The sequence below is a fragment of the Parcubacteria group bacterium genome, assembly GCA_041660065.1.
GTDB lineage: Bacteria > Patescibacteriota > Minisyncoccia > Moranbacterales.
This window is the reverse complement of the sequence record JBAZXC010000001.1, coordinates 418580-436221: the sequence shown is the minus strand read 5'-3', so window position 1 is coordinate 436221 and position 17642 is coordinate 418580. Positions and strand designations below refer to the sequence as shown.

The 17642-nt window shown below is 41.6% G+C and carries 18 protein-coding genes and 1 tRNA gene; all 19 read left to right on the top strand.

Annotated elements, in window-relative coordinates:
• The first annotated feature begins 56 nt into the window (after positions 1–56).
• Positions 57–1271 (top strand): hypothetical protein, encoded by a 1215-nt coding sequence (locus WC819_02235; GenBank protein MFA5986146.1) that lies wholly within the window; start codon positions 57–59, stop codon positions 1269–1271.
• Positions 1272–1313: 42 nt separating this feature from the next.
• Positions 1314–3092, top strand: a complete 1779-nt coding sequence (locus tag WC819_02230) for a CxxC-x17-CxxC domain-containing protein (protein ID MFA5986145.1) — start codon at positions 1314–1316, stop codon at positions 3090–3092.
• A gap of 114 nt (positions 3093–3206) precedes the next feature.
• Positions 3207–3482 carry a hypothetical protein gene (locus WC819_02225; protein MFA5986144.1) on the top strand — a complete coding sequence of 92 codons (276 nt, stop codon included), beginning with the start codon at positions 3207–3209 and terminating at the stop codon, positions 3480–3482.
• Positions 3483–3492: 10 nt separating this feature from the next.
• Positions 3493–3744, top strand: coding sequence for a hypothetical protein (locus WC819_02220; GenBank protein ID MFA5986143.1), 252 nt, complete (start codon positions 3493–3495; stop codon positions 3742–3744).
• A 20-nt stretch (positions 3745–3764) separates the two neighbouring features.
• Complete coding sequence (locus tag WC819_02215) at positions 3765–5678, top strand: alanine--tRNA ligase (protein MFA5986142.1); 1914 nt, start codon at positions 3765–3767, stop codon at positions 5676–5678.
• A 77-nt stretch (positions 5679–5755) separates the two neighbouring features.
• Positions 5756–6235, top strand: coding sequence for a hypothetical protein (locus WC819_02210; protein ID MFA5986141.1), 480 nt, complete (start codon positions 5756–5758; stop codon positions 6233–6235).
• A 248-nt stretch (positions 6236–6483) separates the two neighbouring features.
• Positions 6484–6918, top strand: coding sequence for a division/cell wall cluster transcriptional repressor MraZ (gene mraZ, locus WC819_02205; GenBank protein MFA5986140.1), 435 nt, complete (start codon positions 6484–6486; stop codon positions 6916–6918).
• A 20-nt stretch (positions 6919–6938) separates the two neighbouring features.
• Positions 6939–7886, top strand: a complete 948-nt coding sequence (rsmH, locus tag WC819_02200) for a 16S rRNA (cytosine(1402)-N(4))-methyltransferase RsmH (GenBank protein ID MFA5986139.1) — start codon at positions 6939–6941, stop codon at positions 7884–7886.
• Between the two features lie 78 nt (positions 7887–7964).
• Positions 7965–8342: a hypothetical protein gene (locus WC819_02195; GenBank protein ID MFA5986138.1), complete on the top strand. Its 378-nt coding sequence runs from the start codon at positions 7965–7967 to the stop codon at positions 8340–8342.
• An 84-nt stretch (positions 8343–8426) separates the two neighbouring features.
• Positions 8427–10202 carry a penicillin-binding protein 2 gene (locus WC819_02190; GenBank protein ID MFA5986137.1) on the top strand — a complete coding sequence of 592 codons (1776 nt, stop codon included), beginning with the start codon at positions 8427–8429 and terminating at the stop codon, positions 10200–10202.
• Positions 10203–10233: 31 nt separating this feature from the next.
• Positions 10234–11445 (top strand): UDP-N-acetylmuramoyl-tripeptide--D-alanyl-D-alanine ligase, encoded by a 1212-nt coding sequence (murF, locus tag WC819_02185; GenBank protein ID MFA5986136.1) that lies wholly within the window; start codon positions 10234–10236, stop codon positions 11443–11445.
• Between the two features lie 97 nt (positions 11446–11542).
• Positions 11543–11614, top strand: a tRNA-Glu gene (locus WC819_02180).
• A 390-nt stretch (positions 11615–12004) separates the two neighbouring features.
• Positions 12005–12178, top strand: a complete 174-nt coding sequence (gene rpmG, locus WC819_02175) for a 50S ribosomal protein L33 (GenBank protein MFA5986135.1) — start codon at positions 12005–12007, stop codon at positions 12176–12178.
• Positions 12179–12207: 29 nt separating this feature from the next.
• Complete coding sequence (gene rpmB / locus WC819_02170; protein ID MFA5986134.1) at positions 12208–12441, top strand: 50S ribosomal protein L28; 234 nt, start codon at positions 12208–12210, stop codon at positions 12439–12441.
• Between the two features lie 366 nt (positions 12442–12807).
• Positions 12808–13485, top strand: coding sequence for a hypothetical protein (locus WC819_02165; protein ID MFA5986133.1), 678 nt, complete (start codon positions 12808–12810; stop codon positions 13483–13485).
• Between the two features lie 335 nt (positions 13486–13820).
• A complete protein-coding gene (locus WC819_02160; GenBank protein MFA5986132.1) occupies positions 13821–14513 on the top strand; it encodes a hypothetical protein in 693 nt (230 codons plus the stop codon).
• A 172-nt stretch (positions 14514–14685) separates the two neighbouring features.
• The gene (locus WC819_02155; GenBank protein MFA5986131.1) at positions 14686–15543 is read left to right on the top strand and encodes a hypothetical protein; all 858 of its coding nucleotides are present in this window, start codon (positions 14686–14688) and stop codon (positions 15541–15543) included.
• 160 nt (positions 15544–15703) lie between these two features.
• A complete protein-coding gene (locus WC819_02150) occupies positions 15704–16252 on the top strand; it encodes a thioredoxin family protein (protein MFA5986130.1) in 549 nt (182 codons plus the stop codon).
• A 147-nt stretch (positions 16253–16399) separates the two neighbouring features.
• Positions 16400–17533 (top strand): NADP-dependent malic enzyme, encoded by a 1134-nt coding sequence (locus WC819_02145; GenBank protein ID MFA5986129.1) that lies wholly within the window; start codon positions 16400–16402, stop codon positions 17531–17533.
• Positions 17534–17642 lie beyond the last annotated feature (109 nt).

Below are 17642 nucleotides of genomic sequence, written 5' to 3'. Positions count from 1 at the left end.
ATGTGATCAGCGTTTTCATGATAGAATTTTTTTCTCAACTACTATATGTATTTCACATGACCTGGTATATTGCCATACCGGTGACTTTTTATTTGATTTTTCGCAGTTTATGGATGCGCTATGTGTGTATCAAGGATTTTTTGGGCAGTCAAAATGAAGTGTTATTGGAGCTTTTTGCTCCACGCGATATAGAAAAAAGCCCAAAGATCATGGAGCGATTTTTTGACAGTATTGCGGCAACAGATGCGGGCGTTAACATGATCAACAAATATTGCCATTGTGCACAAAATCCATTTTTTAGTTTGGAGATCGTTGGCACGGAGGGTGTGGCACATTTCTATATTCGAACGCCAGGTATTTTTCGCTCACTTGTGGAAAGTTCTCTCTATGCACAATATCCCGGTCTCGAGATCATGGAGGTGGAAGATTATGTATATAAAATTCCGCGTGTAATCCCAAATAAGGAATGGACGCTCAAGGGCTTTGATCTCAAATTATTAAAAGCAGACGCATATCCGATCAAAACATATAAATATTTCGAAGAAGACGTCACAGGAAAGATGATTGATCCGCTTGCGAGTATTTTGGAGTCGATCAGTGTATTGGGTCCGGGACAACATATCTGGTTGCAATATATCATTCAGACAGATCGTCCGGACTGGTTTGATAGTTGGGGCAAGGACACCGTACAAGAATTTTTAGGAAAGAAGGCAAAACCAAAAAGTATTTTTGATCGTGTGTTTCATGATATAAAAGATGTTTTTGGCAATCTGTTTACAGGATTGTTTCAACCGCCGGAGTTTACGCCCTTTGGCGAACAAAAAAAAGAGGAGGGTCCCTTGGAGTTTCGCTTGACGCCGGGAGAAAAACAAACGTTGAAATCTCTCGAAGAAAATATTGCAAAGGCGATGTTTCAAGTCAATATGCGATTAGTTGTTGTGGGAAAGAAAGATTTTTTTACAGCAACGATGTTGTCCGGTGCGATGTCTTCGATCAAACAATTTTCTGACAACCATACCAACCAATTTGTTCCTGTTGATCGCTCAAAGGTGTATGCGGATTATGTGTTTACAGAGAGCCGATCGGCATATCGTATGCGCAAGATCCTCGAACGCTATCGCGATCGTGATGATACGGGGTATCAGTTTCATCTTAGTACGGAGGAATTGGCAACGGTGTTTCATTTGCCGGATATGTCGGTTGCCGCACCGGGTGTGCGATGGACGGATTCTCGTCGTGGTAGTGCACCAAGCAATCTTCCGTTTGGGTGATAAAGCTGGTATAATCGTAGAATAGTAATTTAATGTGTATTTATGAGTGAAATTACAGCATTTGCAGAAACAAATTTTCGCAACAGAAGAGCAGCATTTGGTATCAAAACTGATGATCGTCGCAGACATATGTATGCTATTGGTAAGACCGGTATGGGAAAGACAAATATGCTGGAAAATCTTGCTGTGCAAGATATTCTCAATGGGCATGGTGTGTGTTTTATCGATCCGCATGGGGACACTGCTGAAAAGTTGATCAGTATGATCCCGCCGAACCGCATTAATGATGTGATCTATTTCAATCCCGCGGATCAAAATTTTCCGATCTCATTCAATGTTATGGAGGAGGTTGCTCCGGAATTTCGCCCGTTGGTTGCGTCAGGTATGATTGGCGTCTTCCAGAAATTATGGGCGGATTCGTGGGGCCCGCGATTGGAATATATTTTACGCAATGCGATCCTTGCGCTATTGGAATACCCGGGTAGCACGCTACTCGGCGTTATGCGTATCTTGGTGGACAAAAAGTATCGCATTCGTGTTGTCAATCACATCCAAGATCCTGTAGTAAAGGCTTTTTGGGCGGAAGAATTTCCCAAATGGAATGAGCGTGTTTTGCAGGAAGTGATCTCGCCGATCCAAAATAAAGTTGGACAATTTATTACAAATCCGATCATTCGTAATATTATCGGACAAACGAAATCAGCATTTGACGTGCGAACGATCATGGATGAACGAAAGATCCTCATACTCAACTTGTCCAAGGGGCGGATCGGTGAAGACAATAGCGCGCTTATCGGTGCGATGCTTATCACAAAGATCCAGCTTGCCGCAATGGCTCGTGTGGATATGGAAGAGGGTGATCGTAAGGATTTTTATCTATATGTGGATGAGTTTCAAAACTTTTCAACAGAATCGTTTGCGAACATCTTGTCCGAGGCGCGTAAGTATCGTTTGAATCTCATATTGGCAAATCAATATATCACACAGTTGGAAGAAGTGGTGCGTGATGCAATTTTTGGAAACGTCGGGACGTTGGTATCGTTTCGTGTTGGCGCGGCGGATGCGGAATATTTGGAGAAAGAATTTGAACCGATCTTCACAATGAATGATATCGTGAATTTGCCAAAATTCAATATCTATTTGAAGTTGATGATCGATGGTATTGCAGGCGATGCTTTTAGCGCAACGACGTTGCCTCCGATTGAAAGAAGATTTGAGGATAGTACGGAAAAAGTGATCAAGGTGTCACGAGAACGATATTCGCAAGACAAGAAAGAAGTGGAAGAAAAAATTGCACGATGGAGTGGCATGGTCGTGACGGCAACACCACAAAGTGATGCTGGAGAAAAAAGTGTTGTGAGAAATCCGCAAGAAACAACGACTGTAGTTATTCCGGCAACAAAAAGCGAGGAACCACGCATTGTCGTCAATAATGAGAATAACGCGGTTGTAGTGGATAAACCAATATATGATGCTGTGTGTGCAACATGTGATTTGGCGATTCAGGTACCGTTCAAGCCGGATGGTAATCGTCCTGTTTTTTGCAAAGAATGCTTCAAAGATCATCAGCGTGTAGTGGCAAAAGTGCAAGGAAATGCGGGTGAATCTCCACAAAAAAAACCATATCAAAAAAAACCACCGGTGGAAAAAAAAGAAATCGTTGAAGAGGATATCATCTTGTCCACGGGGGAAAAAACGATGAGTCTGTCACGATTGCAGCATGTGGCTCCAAAGAAATTTCAACACTCGTCCAAAAAACCGTCAGTGGATCTGCAATCGGTGAGAAGTCTGATTGACAAAACACGCAAGGATACGGAATGATATCTTTGATTGACATAAGCTTTTTCTTCAATAGAGTGAAATCACTTGAATTCCACAGTGTTTTGTCGTATCATAATACTGTGGGGGAATAATTATTGAGTGTGAGACACAATTATGTATACGGATACACGGGACATGACGGAGGAAGATCGTTCAAAAAAGAGGCGACAGCTGATGATGCAGCAGATTTCATATCAATCCGATCTCAAAAAATTGGAACGTCGCCAAGGTGAATTGAAAGATGATCTGCGACGCTTGGAAGACGAGCGGAGCAGACTTGAAATGTATATCAAGGAGAATAAGGAAGAAACACGGACAATGGTGGATCGCACGACATTTATAACCGATGAGTTGCGTCATCTCAAAAAGAGTTTGATCGATTTATCGTAAACAATTATCTATGAAAAGAGAAAAAACATTACATGAAATGATCGAGGAAATTTTTGACGCCAAAGAAAAAAAGATTCCATCATCACTGCTTTATACGTTGAGATCATGTAGCGAAGAATTGGAAAAAACGTCTAATGAGGAAGAATTCGATGCAGTCATGACAAACTATTCACTTTTGGACGATCGATTAAAGAGTGCGGGTTTGCTCATCAGTGATTTCCGCGATGTGACCACAAAGTTAAAGAAAGAGTATTTTAGATAAACGCCAAGATAATTATATTTATGAAAGCAGAAGAATTACGAAAAAAATATTTGGAATTTTTTCAATCCAAAGGACACAGGATCATTCCATCAGCGTCGATCGTGCCGGAAAATGATCCGACCACGCTTTTTATCACAGCGGGGATGCATCCGCTTGTGCCATATTTGATGGGGGAAAAGCATCCTGAAGGGACGCGATTGGCAAATGCGCAAAAATGCATTCGTACTATCGATATTGATGAAGTGGGAGATGCGACACATCATACTTTTTTTGAGATGTTGGGGAATTGGTCGCTGGGAGATTATTTCAAAAAAGATGCTATTCAATGGAGTTGGGAGTTTTTGACATCTTCAGAATGGTTGGGGCTTGATAAAAACAGAATTGCTGTTTCGGTATTTACGGGAGAAAATGAAGGGACTTCCAGTGAAATTCCTTTTGACAGTGAGGCATATGGATTATGGAAAGAGATATTTGACGCAAATGGTTTGCCGATCGAAAGAATTGCCAAGTTACCACGCAAAAATAATTGGTGGGGACCTGCAGGAGAGACTGGACCCTGTGGACCGGACACGGAAATGTTTTATTGGGTAGGGGATGCAAATGATGTTCCGAAGAGTTTTAACGATGACAATGATCTGTGGGTGGAGATCTGGAATGATGTTTTCATGGAATATCACAAAAATGAAAAAGGTGAATATGTAAAAATGGCCAGTCAAAATGTTGATACGGGGATGGGGCTCATTCGTGTGTTATCCGCTATCAACGGTCTCAGTGATAATTATCAAACTAGTCTGTTTGTCCCAATAATTGAAAAAATTGAAGAACTCTCTGGAAAAAAATATTCTTTTAAAAAAGGTGATTTAGGTTTTGATGAAATGCCAGAATGTTGGATTGGCGATATGCGCGCGATGCGAATTATTGCTGATCATATTAAGGCAAGTGTTTTTATTATTGCCGATGGAGTAACTCCAGAAAACACAGGACGAGGTTATATTCTCCGTCGGTTAATTCGTCGCGCTGTGAGACAAGGTCATTTTTTAGATATTAAAAATAATTTTACCGTAGAAATTGCCAAAGTGGTACAGATAATTTATGGTGAAATTTATCCGGAAATTTTGGATGATAATATTTTGGCTGCACTGGGAAAGGAGGAGGAGAAATTTAGAGAAACTATAGAAAGAGGAATAAAAGAAATCAAAAAACAACGTTTTAGAATTAAAGAAAAGTATAAAATATTATTTTTGTATGATGAAGAAAATCGAAATACAGAAATGCTACCTGAGACAAAAAGAGGTAAATGGCTTTTTGATTTTTACCAAAGTTATGGTTTTCCTTTGGAAATGACACTGGAAGAGTTGGAAGAAATAGCAGGAAAAAAAATAAATAATCAACAGAAGGAGTTATTAAAAAAAGAATTTTCAGAAGAATTAAAAAAACATCAAGAACTTTCACGTACGGCAAGTGCGGGTATGTTCAAGGGTGGTTTGGCTGATAATAAAGAAGAAACGATGCAGTTGCACACTGCGGCTCATTTGATGCTAGCTGGGTTGCGGAAAGTTCTCGGTGAACACGTGCATCAGAAGGGATCCAATATCAACGGGGAGCGTGTACGTTTTGATTTTTCCCATTCGGAGAAAATGACCGATGGACAAAAAAAGGCTGTAGAGGATTATGTCAATGAGGCAATTCACGCAAAGGTGCCGGTGGTGATGAAAGAAATGAGCTTGGACGACGCCAAAGCGAGTGGGGCGGAAGGTGCTTTTGAAAATAAATATGGTGATGTGGTGAAAGTATATTCTGTGGAAGGATTCTCCAATGAGATCTGCGGTGGTCCCCATGTGACCAATACGGGAGATATCAAAGGTGTATTCAAGATCAAGAAAGAAGAATCGTCCAGCGCAGGTGTCCGGAGGATCAAAGCGATAATTGAGTAAAAGAGTTTATAAGGTGGAAAGTTCATAAAGTTTGTAAAGTGAAAAGTCTGTAAAGTTTTAGCTAAAGTCTAAAAAATATGAAAGATGATAAAAAAGTGATTTTTAAGAAAAATACATTATTTGGTGGCAATATGCATACCAGTGATGTAATAGATGTATTAAAGGAAAGTGATACGCGCCATTCGGTTTTCAATCGTGATGCGCGGACCAAAGAAATTTTTCAAGAACTAAAGAATGTGCGCGATAATAATGTGACAAAAAAAGAACTAAAGACGATCCTGGCAGATCATAAGTATGGAGAACATCATTTTGACCGCAAGGGTATTGATGCAATCGCGGAAAGTTTTGATCTTGGAAGAATTGAAAAAAAACACTGCTCGCCGAAAATGTCACTAGAAAAAACCGATATGCAAAAAAATCCCATTGTCAAACCGTCATCACTTGCTCATAAACCATTGACGAATATGAATTTGAACATCGGTGCAAATCGCAATTTGTCATCACGGCTGGGTGGGGGCGCTAGTGTCAGTCGTGTTGCCGGCATGAGGGGGCGTTGATCATGTAACTTTTTTAAGAAAAGCTGTAAAAACTGAGCAAAACTCAGTTTTTTCCTTGTGGGGGACAATAGTGCAATTTTACGGAATTAAGCAAAATATCTGATCTGTGGATAAGATGTTGATAAGTGGCCATTTTTTGTGGGGGCTGGTATATTAAAAATTTGACGGGGAAATGTAAAGTGGTGTAGAATGTCACTAGAGAACAGATAGGTGGTGAAAAGTGGTGAAATTTAGATGTTGTGTCATATATGTTTATTGGAGAATACAATCATGTTGTTGATGTAAAAAACAGAGTGGCATTACCGTCAAAATTTCGTGCAGAGCTTGGAGGGACGGTTGTAGTGACGCGAGGGTTGGATAAATGTCTCTTTGTCTATCCACTTGTTGTGTGGCAAGAGCTGGCACAAAAGTTGGGTACGATGCCGATCGGTGAATCTGCGACACGATCATTTGTGCGACTCATGCTTGCAGGTGCAACAGATGTAAATGCCGATGGACAGGGTCGTGTGCTCATTCCGGATTATTTGAAGCAGTATGCAGGAATCGGTAAAGACGTTGTTGTCGCGGGACTATTCAATCGATTGGAAATCTGGGATGAAAAGAACTGGAAAGAGTATAAAGAAAATGCGGAGAAAAATACGGATGAAATAGCAGAAAATTTGGGAAAGATTGGCATGTATTAATTTGGGAAAGCGGGATATTCATGAATGCACTGGAAAAGACACAGCACATACCGGTAATGGCTCTGGAGGCGTTGGAGATGATGCAATTGCGTCGTGGTATGACGGTGGTGGATGCAACACTTGGTGGCGGAGGATATGCAAAGATGATCCATGAAAAAATCGGACCGGAAGGACGGCTGATCGCACTTGATCAGGATCAAAAAGCGATTGATCGGTTTATCGCACACAACCCAAAAATAGCACAGGAAATCACAATTGTTCATTCAAATTATTCTCATATAAGAAAAGTCTTGCAAGAGCAAGGAATCGAAAAAGTCGATGCAATTGTCGCAGATCTTGGCGTGTCATCAGACCAACTCAATGAAGCTGATAGGGGATTCAGTTTCAAGTATGGCGGGTTGATCGATATGCGCATGGATCAGGACAATGTGGTAAGCGCTTTGGAGATCGTCAATCAGTATGCGCAAGAGGATATTGCGGATATTATTGCGACGTATGGTGATGAGAAATTTGCACAGCGAATTGCGCGTGCAATTTGTGCATCCCGTCCGTTGGAAACAACCGAAGCACTCGCGCAGGTCGTTGGTGATGCGATCCCGCAAAGTGTTCGACGATCGCTCAAAGTACATCCGGCAACAAAAACATTTCAAGCGTTGCGGATTGCCGTGAATGATGAATACCGGCATTTGCAGATTTTTCTTACAGAGGGAATAAAAGCATTACAGGATTCAGGAAGATTTGTGGTCGTTTCCTTCCATTCTGGAGAGGATCGATTGGTAAAAAATGTTTTTCGTACACATGCGAGGGGATGCATTTGTGCGGAGGATGCGCCGATTTGCACATGTAATATTGTGCCGACAGTGCGTGTTGTTGCCAAAAAACCGATTGCTCCATCAGAAGAGGAAGTACGACAAAATCCGCGTGCACGAAGCGCACGATTGCGTGTTGTGCAGAAGTTATCCGTGTAAAATAAAAATTTACGGCGCGGGAAAAGGTAAAACAAAAAAATAACGTGTGAGGGGGGCACGTTGGTTAATATAACCGGCATGCCATATTGTAATACTGCACGACGACGATCATACTGCGTGTATCGTCGCGGTGTACAAAAAGAAAATACAAAAAAACGTACCACGGCGCAAGGATTTGGGTCAGTTGGTGTTTTTGTTTTTTCTTGTGTTGTCTTGACGGGAATTTTGTATCTCTTTAGCGCAAATGATGTTGCGATCAAGGGGGGAGAAATTTATACAGTGGAAAAAGAGATCAGTGAATTGTCGCGTGAAAATGAACAATTGACGATTCAGGAGGCACAGTTGCGCTCATTGGAAAACATTGAGAGCATTGTGAAAGATAAGGGTATGGAAGAAATATCTGATCCGGTGTATATCGATAAGGAAACCTATGTTGCACTGGATGGCGCAATGTAATTAGGACTTGCGCATTTGGCACATTTCTCGCCAGCCGATCCTTGATTGCATCTCGAACTGTGCTCAAACGCGTAAGTCCTAGCAATGAAAAATAAGAAATATACAACAACAAAAAATTCTGAAAAAAGCAGGTATGCTATGCGTTGGACGCGCACATCGGTCATTTTTGTTTTTGTCATAACGGTATTTTTTGTAGTTGTGGTACGGTTGGTCTTCATTCAGGTTTTTGGATACGAAAAATATTCTTCTTTGGCATTTCGACAACATACGGTTGAAAAAAATATCTTATCTTCTCGAGGAGAAATTTTTCTCAAAAACAATGATGATGTGTATCCGCTTGGTGTAAACCGAGAATATTTTATGGCATATGTGTCGCCACGAGATGTGCCTGACGAAGAAATGTCTACGGTTGCTGATCAGATCGCACAAGCTCTACAGTTGGATACAGGAGCAGTCTTGCAAAAAATTGCCAAAAGAAATGATATCCATGAGGAACTGAAACATAAAATAACAAAAGAAGAAAAGGAAGACATTGAGAAAAAAAATATCAAAGGACTGAATTTTTTATCTGAATATTTCCGATTCTATCCAGGAGGATCGCTTGCATCGCATGTTGTGGGATTTGTGGGATCGGATGGAGAGACATATCGAGGTCGTTATGGTATTGAGGCATTTTTTGATGAGGAATTGCGAGGCAGTGATGGAAAAGTAGTTCAGGAGCGTGATGCACGTGGTGGGTGGCTCGCCAATACGGATCGTATCGTTTCTGAAAAAAAAGACGGGACGGATATGTATTTGACAATCGATTATACTGTACAATATGAGGTTGAAAGGATATTGGAGAGTGCAATAAAGCAGTATGAGGCAACGGGTGGCTCTATCATTGTCATGGATCCGAAGACGGGAAAGATTCTCGCGCTTGCAAATGATCCGATGTTCACACCAAATAATTATAATGAAGTGGAAGATGTCGCCGTGTTTCGCAATCACGCTATCTCGGATGAATATGAGTGTGGTTCCGTATTTAAGCCGGTCACAATGGCGATGGGATTGGATGATGGTAAAGTGACGAAAGATTCAACGTATGTTGATACAGGTTCCATAAAAGCTGCCGAGTATACGATCAGAAACTCTGAAGATAAGGTGTATGGGTTGCAGACGATGACGCAAGTTCTGGAAAATTCGATCAATACGGGTGTCATTCATGTGGAGACGTTGGTAGGAAACAAAAAATTTAAAGAATATGTGGAAAGATTTGGTTTTGGAAGTGTAACGGGTATCGAATTGCCTGCGGAAGCCGATGGTAACATTTCTAATCTTGCACATATCAATCGGAATGTGGAATATTATACAGCATCGTTCGGACAAGGGATCACTGTGACGCCGTTACAGCTGGCAAGTGCATACAGCGCATTGGCAAATGGCGGCTTCATGATGAAACCGCAAATTATTGAAAAAAAAGTGTATTCAGACGGCACACAAGAGGTGATCCCACCATATCCCGTGCATCGTGTGATCAGTGAGGATGCGTCACGACAGATCGGTGAGATGTTACGTAGTGTTGTGGTAAATGGGCACGGAAAGCGTGCTGATGTACCGGGATATTTGATCGGAGGAAAGACGGGTACGGCACAAGTCGCAAAGACCGGTGAAAAGGGCTATGATGATACACAAACGATCGGTACATTTGCGGGCTATGGTCCGATCAATGATCCGCGGTTTGTGATCGTGGTGCGGATCGATAATCCAAAAAATATTATATGGGCGGAGTCCAGTGCGGCACCAACATTTGGACAGGTGATGAAATATTTGTTGAATTTTTATGATATACCACCGACAGAGAAAATTGATTCAAAATAATGATATAAAAGAAAGTTCATGGAAACGTTATGTGTGTGAAACAGTTTTGCGGTGGATGGCGCGTAGTGTATTGTGGCGACAAAAACCATTCGTAATTGGTATTACAGGCTCCATTGGCAAGACAACGACAAAAGATATGATCGTGCATATTTTGCGTCGTCACAGAAAAGTGTGGTATACGCGCAAAAATTATAACAATGAAGTTGGTGTTCCCTTGACGATCTGTGGCGTTGAACACAGTGTGGATTCTGTTTTGAATGTAATGCAGGTTTTTTTCCGATGGATCTATGCGCTGTGCACTGTGCGTTATCCGGAGATTGTTGTCGTGGAAATGGGTGTGGATCGTATGTATGACATGGATAAACTTTTGCATATCGTATTACCGGATATTGCCATTTTGACGGCGATTGCACCGGCGCATAGTGAATTTTTCCCATCGATCGAACATATTGCAGAAGAAAAACAAAAGATCGTAACGAAGTTGAAAGATGGTGGCGTGGCGATCGTTAATGCTGATGATCGTAACGTTGCTAATGTTTGCGCGAAGACCAAAAATCGCTGTCTGTCATATGGTACGGTGCATGGTGCGGACTTTGTCGCCACAGACATTGATGTTTGTTTTCAACAGTGCTATACAACGGGGTTGTCTTTCAAATTGAATTATGAGGGCAAGATGATCCCTGTGCGTTTGCATAACTTGTGTGCCGAGCACATGATCTATGCTGCTCTCGCTGCTCTTGCTGTTGCACATGAATTGCATCTTAATGTCATTGAAACAATAAATGATCTGGAGGATTTTGTGCCATCTCCAGGGCGGATGCGACTTCTTAAAACAAAAAAAGGTGCTCTCCTCATTGATGATACATACAACGCATCGCCAAAAGCAATGAAAGCGGCGATTGAAACACTTGGGAAAATTCCGGCAGAAAGAAAGATCGCGATTGTGGGGGATATGCGTGAATTGGGTGATATATCTGTTGCAGAACATAAAAAAGTTGCAATATACATGGAAGAAAACAAGATTGATGAAGTATTTTTTGTGGGAGAAAAAATGCGCGATGCATATGAGCAGTTGCAACAAAAACATATACAAAAGAAATATTTTAGTGATGCGGAGACGGTCATTCCAAGCATTGTCGATTATATCGAACAAGGGGATGTGATTTTGGTCAAAGGGTCGCGTGGCATGCACATGGAAAGGATCGTACGCGCAATCGTAGAGGATCCGACACAGGCGTTGTAAGCGTAAGTTGATTTTTTCCACGATTCTGCTATAATGCTCTTTGTATCTTTTTGATGTTTTATTTTTGACTTTTGACTTTCGACTTTTAACTTAATTCGGCCCCATCGTCTAGCGGCTAGGACGTCAGGTTCTCATCCTGGAAACCGGAGTTCGATTCTCCGTGGGGTCACAAAAAAGTAATAAAAATGAGAATGGACATATCGTTTTGTTGTTTTTTGTTCAGTGAAAAAATCGAACAATGAAAGGGGTCGGGAAAACAATTGTTTTCCTGCTGGAGGAAAGCATTGAAAACCCTGCCTACCGGCAGGCAGGCGTGGGTTTTTAAAAGGTGATGTGTCACCGTGTGAGCTTCTCCGTGGGGTCACACAAGTATAATTTTCAACCTTGCCTACCGGCAGGCAGGTTTACAATTGTGAATTTAGAAGTAGAGTTGTTTTTTTGTGTAAAAAGTGCGTGAACTTGCAATATTTTTGAAATCGTGTATAATGACCTTCATACATGAAAAGCACGAAATAATACCGTGCGTTTGTTGATGTTTGTTTATTTTTTTATAGCAATTATGTCACAGGACAATCTTATTAAACTCGTATCACAGGGTGATGAAGAAGGCAAAGGCAAAGGCCATACTATTTGGTCGCACAAAAATACCAAAAAGCTTCGCGGGATCAAAATTGAGGTCAAAAAATTCAATCCGGTAGCAAAAAAGCATACAGTATATCGTGAAAAGAAATAAATTATTCGTTTTTAACTATAAGGAAAAATATGTCTCGCATATGTGAAATAACAGGCAAAGGCACTGCAGTGGGAAATAATGTTTCTCATTCCCAGAGGAAAACAAGGAGAACATTTATGATCAATTTGCAAAAGAGAACATTGGTCAATCCCGCTACCGGTACAAAAATGTCCGTGCGTCTATCGACAACTGCACTCCGTACACTAAAAAAGTGGCAAAGAGAAGGCAAGCAGTACGATCTGCGCGAACTTGTCAAAAACTAGCATAAAGAAGAACACCGCAACACGCGGTGTTTTTTTGTGAGGCTTGCTTCCGCATTGCATCATTTGTAAAATGATTTTTTAAGACCCCCTCTTTTGTAAAGAGGGGCAGGGGAGATTTTTGCATGTAGCGCGCACATATTTGTTTAAAAAAACAGTGATAAGAAAGCATTTGGGGTAGTCAAAAACATTGACAAAAAGGCTATTTAGGTGTACAATGTAACGTTAGCTCATTAACAATGGTAAATTCGTATTCTTTCTCCAAAAGAAAGGATTTTATATTGTGTCATATCTACGTTCATAAATGCGTTAAGCTTATTCTGCATATCGCAGATGTGGTCAAGCGCACATGTAAAGAGGAGAATTGTCATGGGTAAAGCTATCTCTGGTGGTCAAGCTCGCAGTTTAATTGCATCATTTTCTGTTGATATTCCGTGGGACAAAATTAAGGTTGATGTTCAGCCTTTTATTGACCTTCCGCCAGATCAAAAAGGAAAGCTGTTTGCTGCTTTTATAGAAAATAGATTTCGTCTTACTATCAATAACTCAAAGTTGCTCCTGACCAAACCGTTTGACCCAACTGAGTTTCTCGGTAAAGGTTGGACTGTCTGGAAGGGGTCTGCTGATGGTGACGGACTTACCGGCGAGAGAGATGTCGATCCGCGATCAGAGACTCTCACTGAGATTGAACTCACAAAGTTTGTTTTTGAGACATGTCTTCGGACAAAGGAAAAATCGATCGATTGCGAGGAAAAAATCCGTCGTCTGAAAGAAAAAAAGTCAGATCTCATCCGATTTGGAGGAAATGTTTTTCTCGCCATTTGGGAAGATTATCAGGAAAATGGGATCAATGGCGCTCTCGAGTGGCTCTACCAGAATTTCGGAATCACTTTTCTGGACTTTTCTGGTCTTATTCTTCGCGATTCGAATGGCTGGCGCTATGTTCTGTTTCTCCTTCGGGGCGATGATGGCACGTGGACATGGAACCACTTTTGGCTTGGCCTTCGGTATGCTGCCGACCGTCCGTCTGCGTGTTGCGCAAGTTAGTCCTGAGAACTGTGGAGATCTTTGAACTATGGATCCTTTGTCCTTAAGATCGGCAAATTTTTGTCAACGCTTTAGGATTGTGCGAATACAATCTGGGACCTTATGTGAATACATAAGGTCTTTTTTATGTTGAAATAGAATTGGTAATAGGAAAATACACACCTGTCATTGCGAGGAACGAAGCCTGCCTGCCGGTAGGCAGGCAATCTCCGACGAGAATTTCACATTGCAAAAAGATCGCTTCGTTTCACTCGCGATGACGAGGATAGATATTGTCACTATAAAAAACTGCATGTATAATACAGGCATATAAATAACTAGCTAAATAACAACATATGAAAAAGAATATCGTTGTCATGACAATGCTTTTTGGAGCAGTGATCATGTTGAGTGCATGCAGTGCAAAATTGCCGGCACAGGAGCAAATACAGGAAACGGTAAATACCGCACAACAAAAAGTGGCAGAGGTAAAAGAAGGAAGTGAAAAAGTGACAGGAAGCATCAAAGACATCATGCTCATGGGTGGCGCGGTGAAATGTACATGGGAGGATGGCGAGAGCGGTATGAGTGGGATCACCTATGTTGATGGGGAAAAAATGAACAGTAAGACGATGAATATGCCCGTTGGTGTGAATGGGGAGATCGGTGAGGCATATGCGATCAGCGATGGAACATGGTTATATATGTGGACGTCAACATCTCTACAAGGCACAAAGATGAAGATGGAAAAAGAAGACCTCGCAAAAGCGGCAGGAAATATCCAAAAGGAAAATACTGGGGACATAAAAGGTGACGGTGCAATGGATATGAATGCGAAATACAATTATGATTGCGAGAAATGGAATGCAGATGCGACGCTATTTGTCCCGCCGACGAATGTGACATTCACAGATCTCAGCGCAATGATGGAACAAATGAGCGCTCCGGTAAAAGAGGGTGCTGGTGCGGGTGGCGGTGTGGACATGAAACAGATCTGTAACATGCTTTCCGGACAAGACAAGATCGATTGCGAAGCGCAATTCAAATAAACCTCCTGAATACTTCTGTAAGTAGAGTATAAACCAAAAGTCGAGGACAGTCCTCGGCTTTTGGTTTTGAAAAAGTGGCTTGACAAAAATTAAAATTTGTGCTATATTCCGTCGAAGTACCTTGTCAACTACAGTGATGAAAATCCTACATAAAAAACTGGAGGAAGGAAAGATGAAAAGAATAATCGCATTGATGGTCTTGGTAGTTATCGTAAGTATGTGCAATATCGCGATTTCCATTGCTGATGCCGTTCCGGACGAATATCTTTATCCGCAAGTGGAGATCGATGGCAATGATTTGGTGGTTTATGCATTGCCGGCAAAGCCAAAGATCCTGGAGACGTATAAAGATATCTTTGATGCATCGGTCGATGTGGAAAAGATCAAAGCCAGTCATTATGAGATGGAATTAAGTCGATTGGTCAAGGGGGAAATTTCAGAGTTTCTGCCAACGCATGGTTATTATGGTTGGACAGATGAAAATGTAAAAAAAGTGTATTTTTGGCATCATCCTCTTAAGGTTGAGACATCATTTGAAAAATGGAAGTTTGTCTTGAATGAGGAGAAAAAAATTTCTGTAACCAAAGAATCTTCACCTGCCATGATCGGGGATGCAATTCTGTCAGAAGTAATTTTTCGAGATGTGGTCGTTATCCTTTTGTTTATAATGGTCTTTACGCGACACACTAAGCGTTTGTTGATTTTTTATGTAGGCATGCCACTTGTTGTTTTAGGCGGGGCATATCTTGGGGTACATTATGCCACTAACGGTTGTTTGCTGGCTATGATCGTCAGTCTTCTTTTTGGAATCGTAGTCGGCGCTTCTGTTCTTGGTTGGATTGGGGCGGTTATTGGTGCGTATTGTGGACTGATCATGAGTGGCTACTCAAGTGTTTTTGCCGCTCGTATAGGATGGGAAAATGCGGCAATAAATAATTATGTTATTTTCATTATCATGATCTCCACCTGTTGCTTTCTTATTGGCTTAGGTATAGAGGCAATAGGGAGGAAAATACTACAGAGAAAATGAAGTGCATGTGGTTTAAATTCACTGAAAAGTGTACAAAAGACGGAAGAACCATTTCCGTCTTTTTTTATTTATGCAAGTCGAGGACAGTCCTCGACTTTTGGTTTTGCCAAATGGGTGTTGAGCGAGTATGATAAGAGAGGATAAGTAATAATATATAATTATGACGCACAAAGGCGGGATCAAAATACTCCTTCTTCTGCTCATTGTGATCGTGATCGGGTTGTCTGCGACGATGTTTTCCTTCAATGATCAAAACATCACAGAAGATGTACAAAATAAAGCCCAGGAAGCGCTCAAAGAAAACGGGGGAAAGGTGATCGATAGAGTGGCAGAAGAGGGTCGTACGGCAGTGGGAGAAAAACTCAAAGAAACAGGTGAAAAAATGCTTACGGTGGAAAACGATGTGCCAGGAGTCTATCAAAAATTTGATGAGAGCTCCATCGCAAAACATGAAAAGAACATTCTCTTTTTTACAGCACCATGGTGTCCTAGTTGTGTCACTGCGGAGAATGACGTGACTGCGGAGCAAAAAACAATCCCGACAGCTGTTGCAATCTATGCGGTGGATTATGATACAAATGTACAATTGCGAGAGAAGTATCATGTGGACAAACAACACACATTCGTGCAGGTTGATCAGGCGGGTAATGAAATCGCACGATGGACAAATAGTACGACATTACAAGACATTATTTCACACATTCAATAAATATATGACTTATGCACCTGTTACCCTGAGTTTGAGTCAGGATCTAAAAAATATCAGTTCGTATAATCTTAGATTCCGGATCAAGTCCGGAATGACGTTTCTAAATGTAAATGCATAAGTCCTAATAAATAAAAATTTACAAAAAATATGGACATCTACCAGGAATCGATCGCACTGCACAAAAAGGCGCACGGCAAGATTTCTCTCAGTCTGAAAGTCGATCTCAACACAAAAAATGATCTTTCATTGGCATATTCGCCCGGGGTTGCCGGTGTATCGCGTGCGATCAGTGAAGATGCGACAATGGCGAGAGAATTAACGATCAAGGGAAATACCGTTGCTGTCATATCGGATGGGAGTGCGATTTTGGGTTTGGGCAATCTCGGTGCGTATGCGGCAATTCCTGTGATGGAGGGCAAGGCGGCGTTATTCAAACGTTTTGCCAATGTGGATGCTTTTCCAATTTGTCTCACCACGCAAGATACAGAAGAAATCATTGAGACAATCAAACGGATCGCGCCGGTTTTTGGTGGAATCAATTTGGAAGACTTCAGTTCGCCACGATGTTTTGAGATCGAGGAACGTCTGCGCAAAGAATTAGATATACCCGTGATGCATGACGACCAGCATGGTACGGCAGTTGTCGTTCTCGCAGGGATCATCAACGCAGTCAAAATTCGTGGCGGTAAAAAAGAAGAACTTAAAGTAGTGATCAACGGCGTAGGTGCCGCTGGTATTGCGATCACAAATATTTTATTACAGTGGGGTGTTACGGATATTATTTTGTCAGATAGCAAAGGAATTGTAACGGCAGATCGTGAAAATCTCAACGATGTCAAGAGAATGATGGCGGGAAAAACAAATCCGCGCAAGGTTTCCGGCATGATGGAGGACGCTCTTGTTGGAGCAGATATGTTCATTGGTGTATCAGTTGGTCATTTGCTTACGGCAGAGCATATCGCACTGATGGCAAAAGACCCGATCATTTTTGCGCTTGCTAATCCTGAGCCGGAGATCATGCCAGATATCGCCAAAAAAGCAGGCGCTCTTATTGTTGCGACTGGGCGGAGTGATTTCCCAAATCAGGTAAACAATGTGCTAGCGTTTCCAGGTATTTTTCGTGGAGCATTGGATCATCACATTGCGCAATTTACAGAAGACATGTTTATCAACGCGGCATATGCCATCGCTGCGTGTGTGGAGAAGCCTTTTGTTGATATGGTAATCCCGGATCCTTTTGATGCGCGCGTGGCACAAGCGGTTGCGGCGGTGATCAAATAAAAAATTGATGGCGATGGCAGCAAGAATGTGATAGAATGAATACTAATAGAGTTCATTTAAGATTCATGTCATGCTGAACTTGTTTCAGCATCTAAGATGTGAGATCCTG

Coding starts and splice junctions, on each gene's coding strand:
- WC819_02235 (MFA5986146.1), top strand. CDS start 57: ATGACCTGGTATATTGCCATACCGGTGACTTTTTATTTGATTTTTCGC.
- WC819_02230 (MFA5986145.1), top strand. CDS start 1,314: ATGAGTGAAATTACAGCATTTGCAGAAACAAATTTTCGCAACAGAAGA.
- WC819_02225 (MFA5986144.1), top strand. CDS start 3,207: ATGTATACGGATACACGGGACATGACGGAGGAAGATCGTTCAAAAAAG.
- WC819_02220 (MFA5986143.1), top strand. CDS start 3,493: ATGAAAAGAGAAAAAACATTACATGAAATGATCGAGGAAATTTTTGAC.
- WC819_02215 (MFA5986142.1), top strand. CDS start 3,765: ATGAAAGCAGAAGAATTACGAAAAAAATATTTGGAATTTTTTCAATCC.
- WC819_02210 (MFA5986141.1), top strand. CDS start 5,756: ATGAAAGATGATAAAAAAGTGATTTTTAAGAAAAATACATTATTTGGT.
- mraZ (MFA5986140.1), top strand. CDS start 6,484: ATGTTTATTGGAGAATACAATCATGTTGTTGATGTAAAAAACAGAGTG.
- rsmH (MFA5986139.1), top strand. CDS start 6,939: ATGAATGCACTGGAAAAGACACAGCACATACCGGTAATGGCTCTGGAG.
- WC819_02195 (MFA5986138.1), top strand. CDS start 7,965: ATGCCATATTGTAATACTGCACGACGACGATCATACTGCGTGTATCGT.
- WC819_02190 (MFA5986137.1), top strand. CDS start 8,427: ATGAAAAATAAGAAATATACAACAACAAAAAATTCTGAAAAAAGCAGG.
- rpmG (MFA5986135.1), top strand. CDS start 12,005: ATGTCACAGGACAATCTTATTAAACTCGTATCACAGGGTGATGAAGAA.
- rpmB (MFA5986134.1), top strand. CDS start 12,208: ATGTCTCGCATATGTGAAATAACAGGCAAAGGCACTGCAGTGGGAAAT.
- WC819_02165 (MFA5986133.1), top strand. CDS start 12,808: ATGGGTAAAGCTATCTCTGGTGGTCAAGCTCGCAGTTTAATTGCATCA.
- WC819_02160 (MFA5986132.1), top strand. CDS start 13,821: ATGAAAAAGAATATCGTTGTCATGACAATGCTTTTTGGAGCAGTGATC.
- WC819_02155 (MFA5986131.1), top strand. CDS start 14,686: ATGAAAAGAATAATCGCATTGATGGTCTTGGTAGTTATCGTAAGTATG.
- WC819_02150 (MFA5986130.1), top strand. CDS start 15,704: ATGACGCACAAAGGCGGGATCAAAATACTCCTTCTTCTGCTCATTGTG.
- WC819_02145 (MFA5986129.1), top strand. CDS start 16,400: ATGGACATCTACCAGGAATCGATCGCACTGCACAAAAAGGCGCACGGC.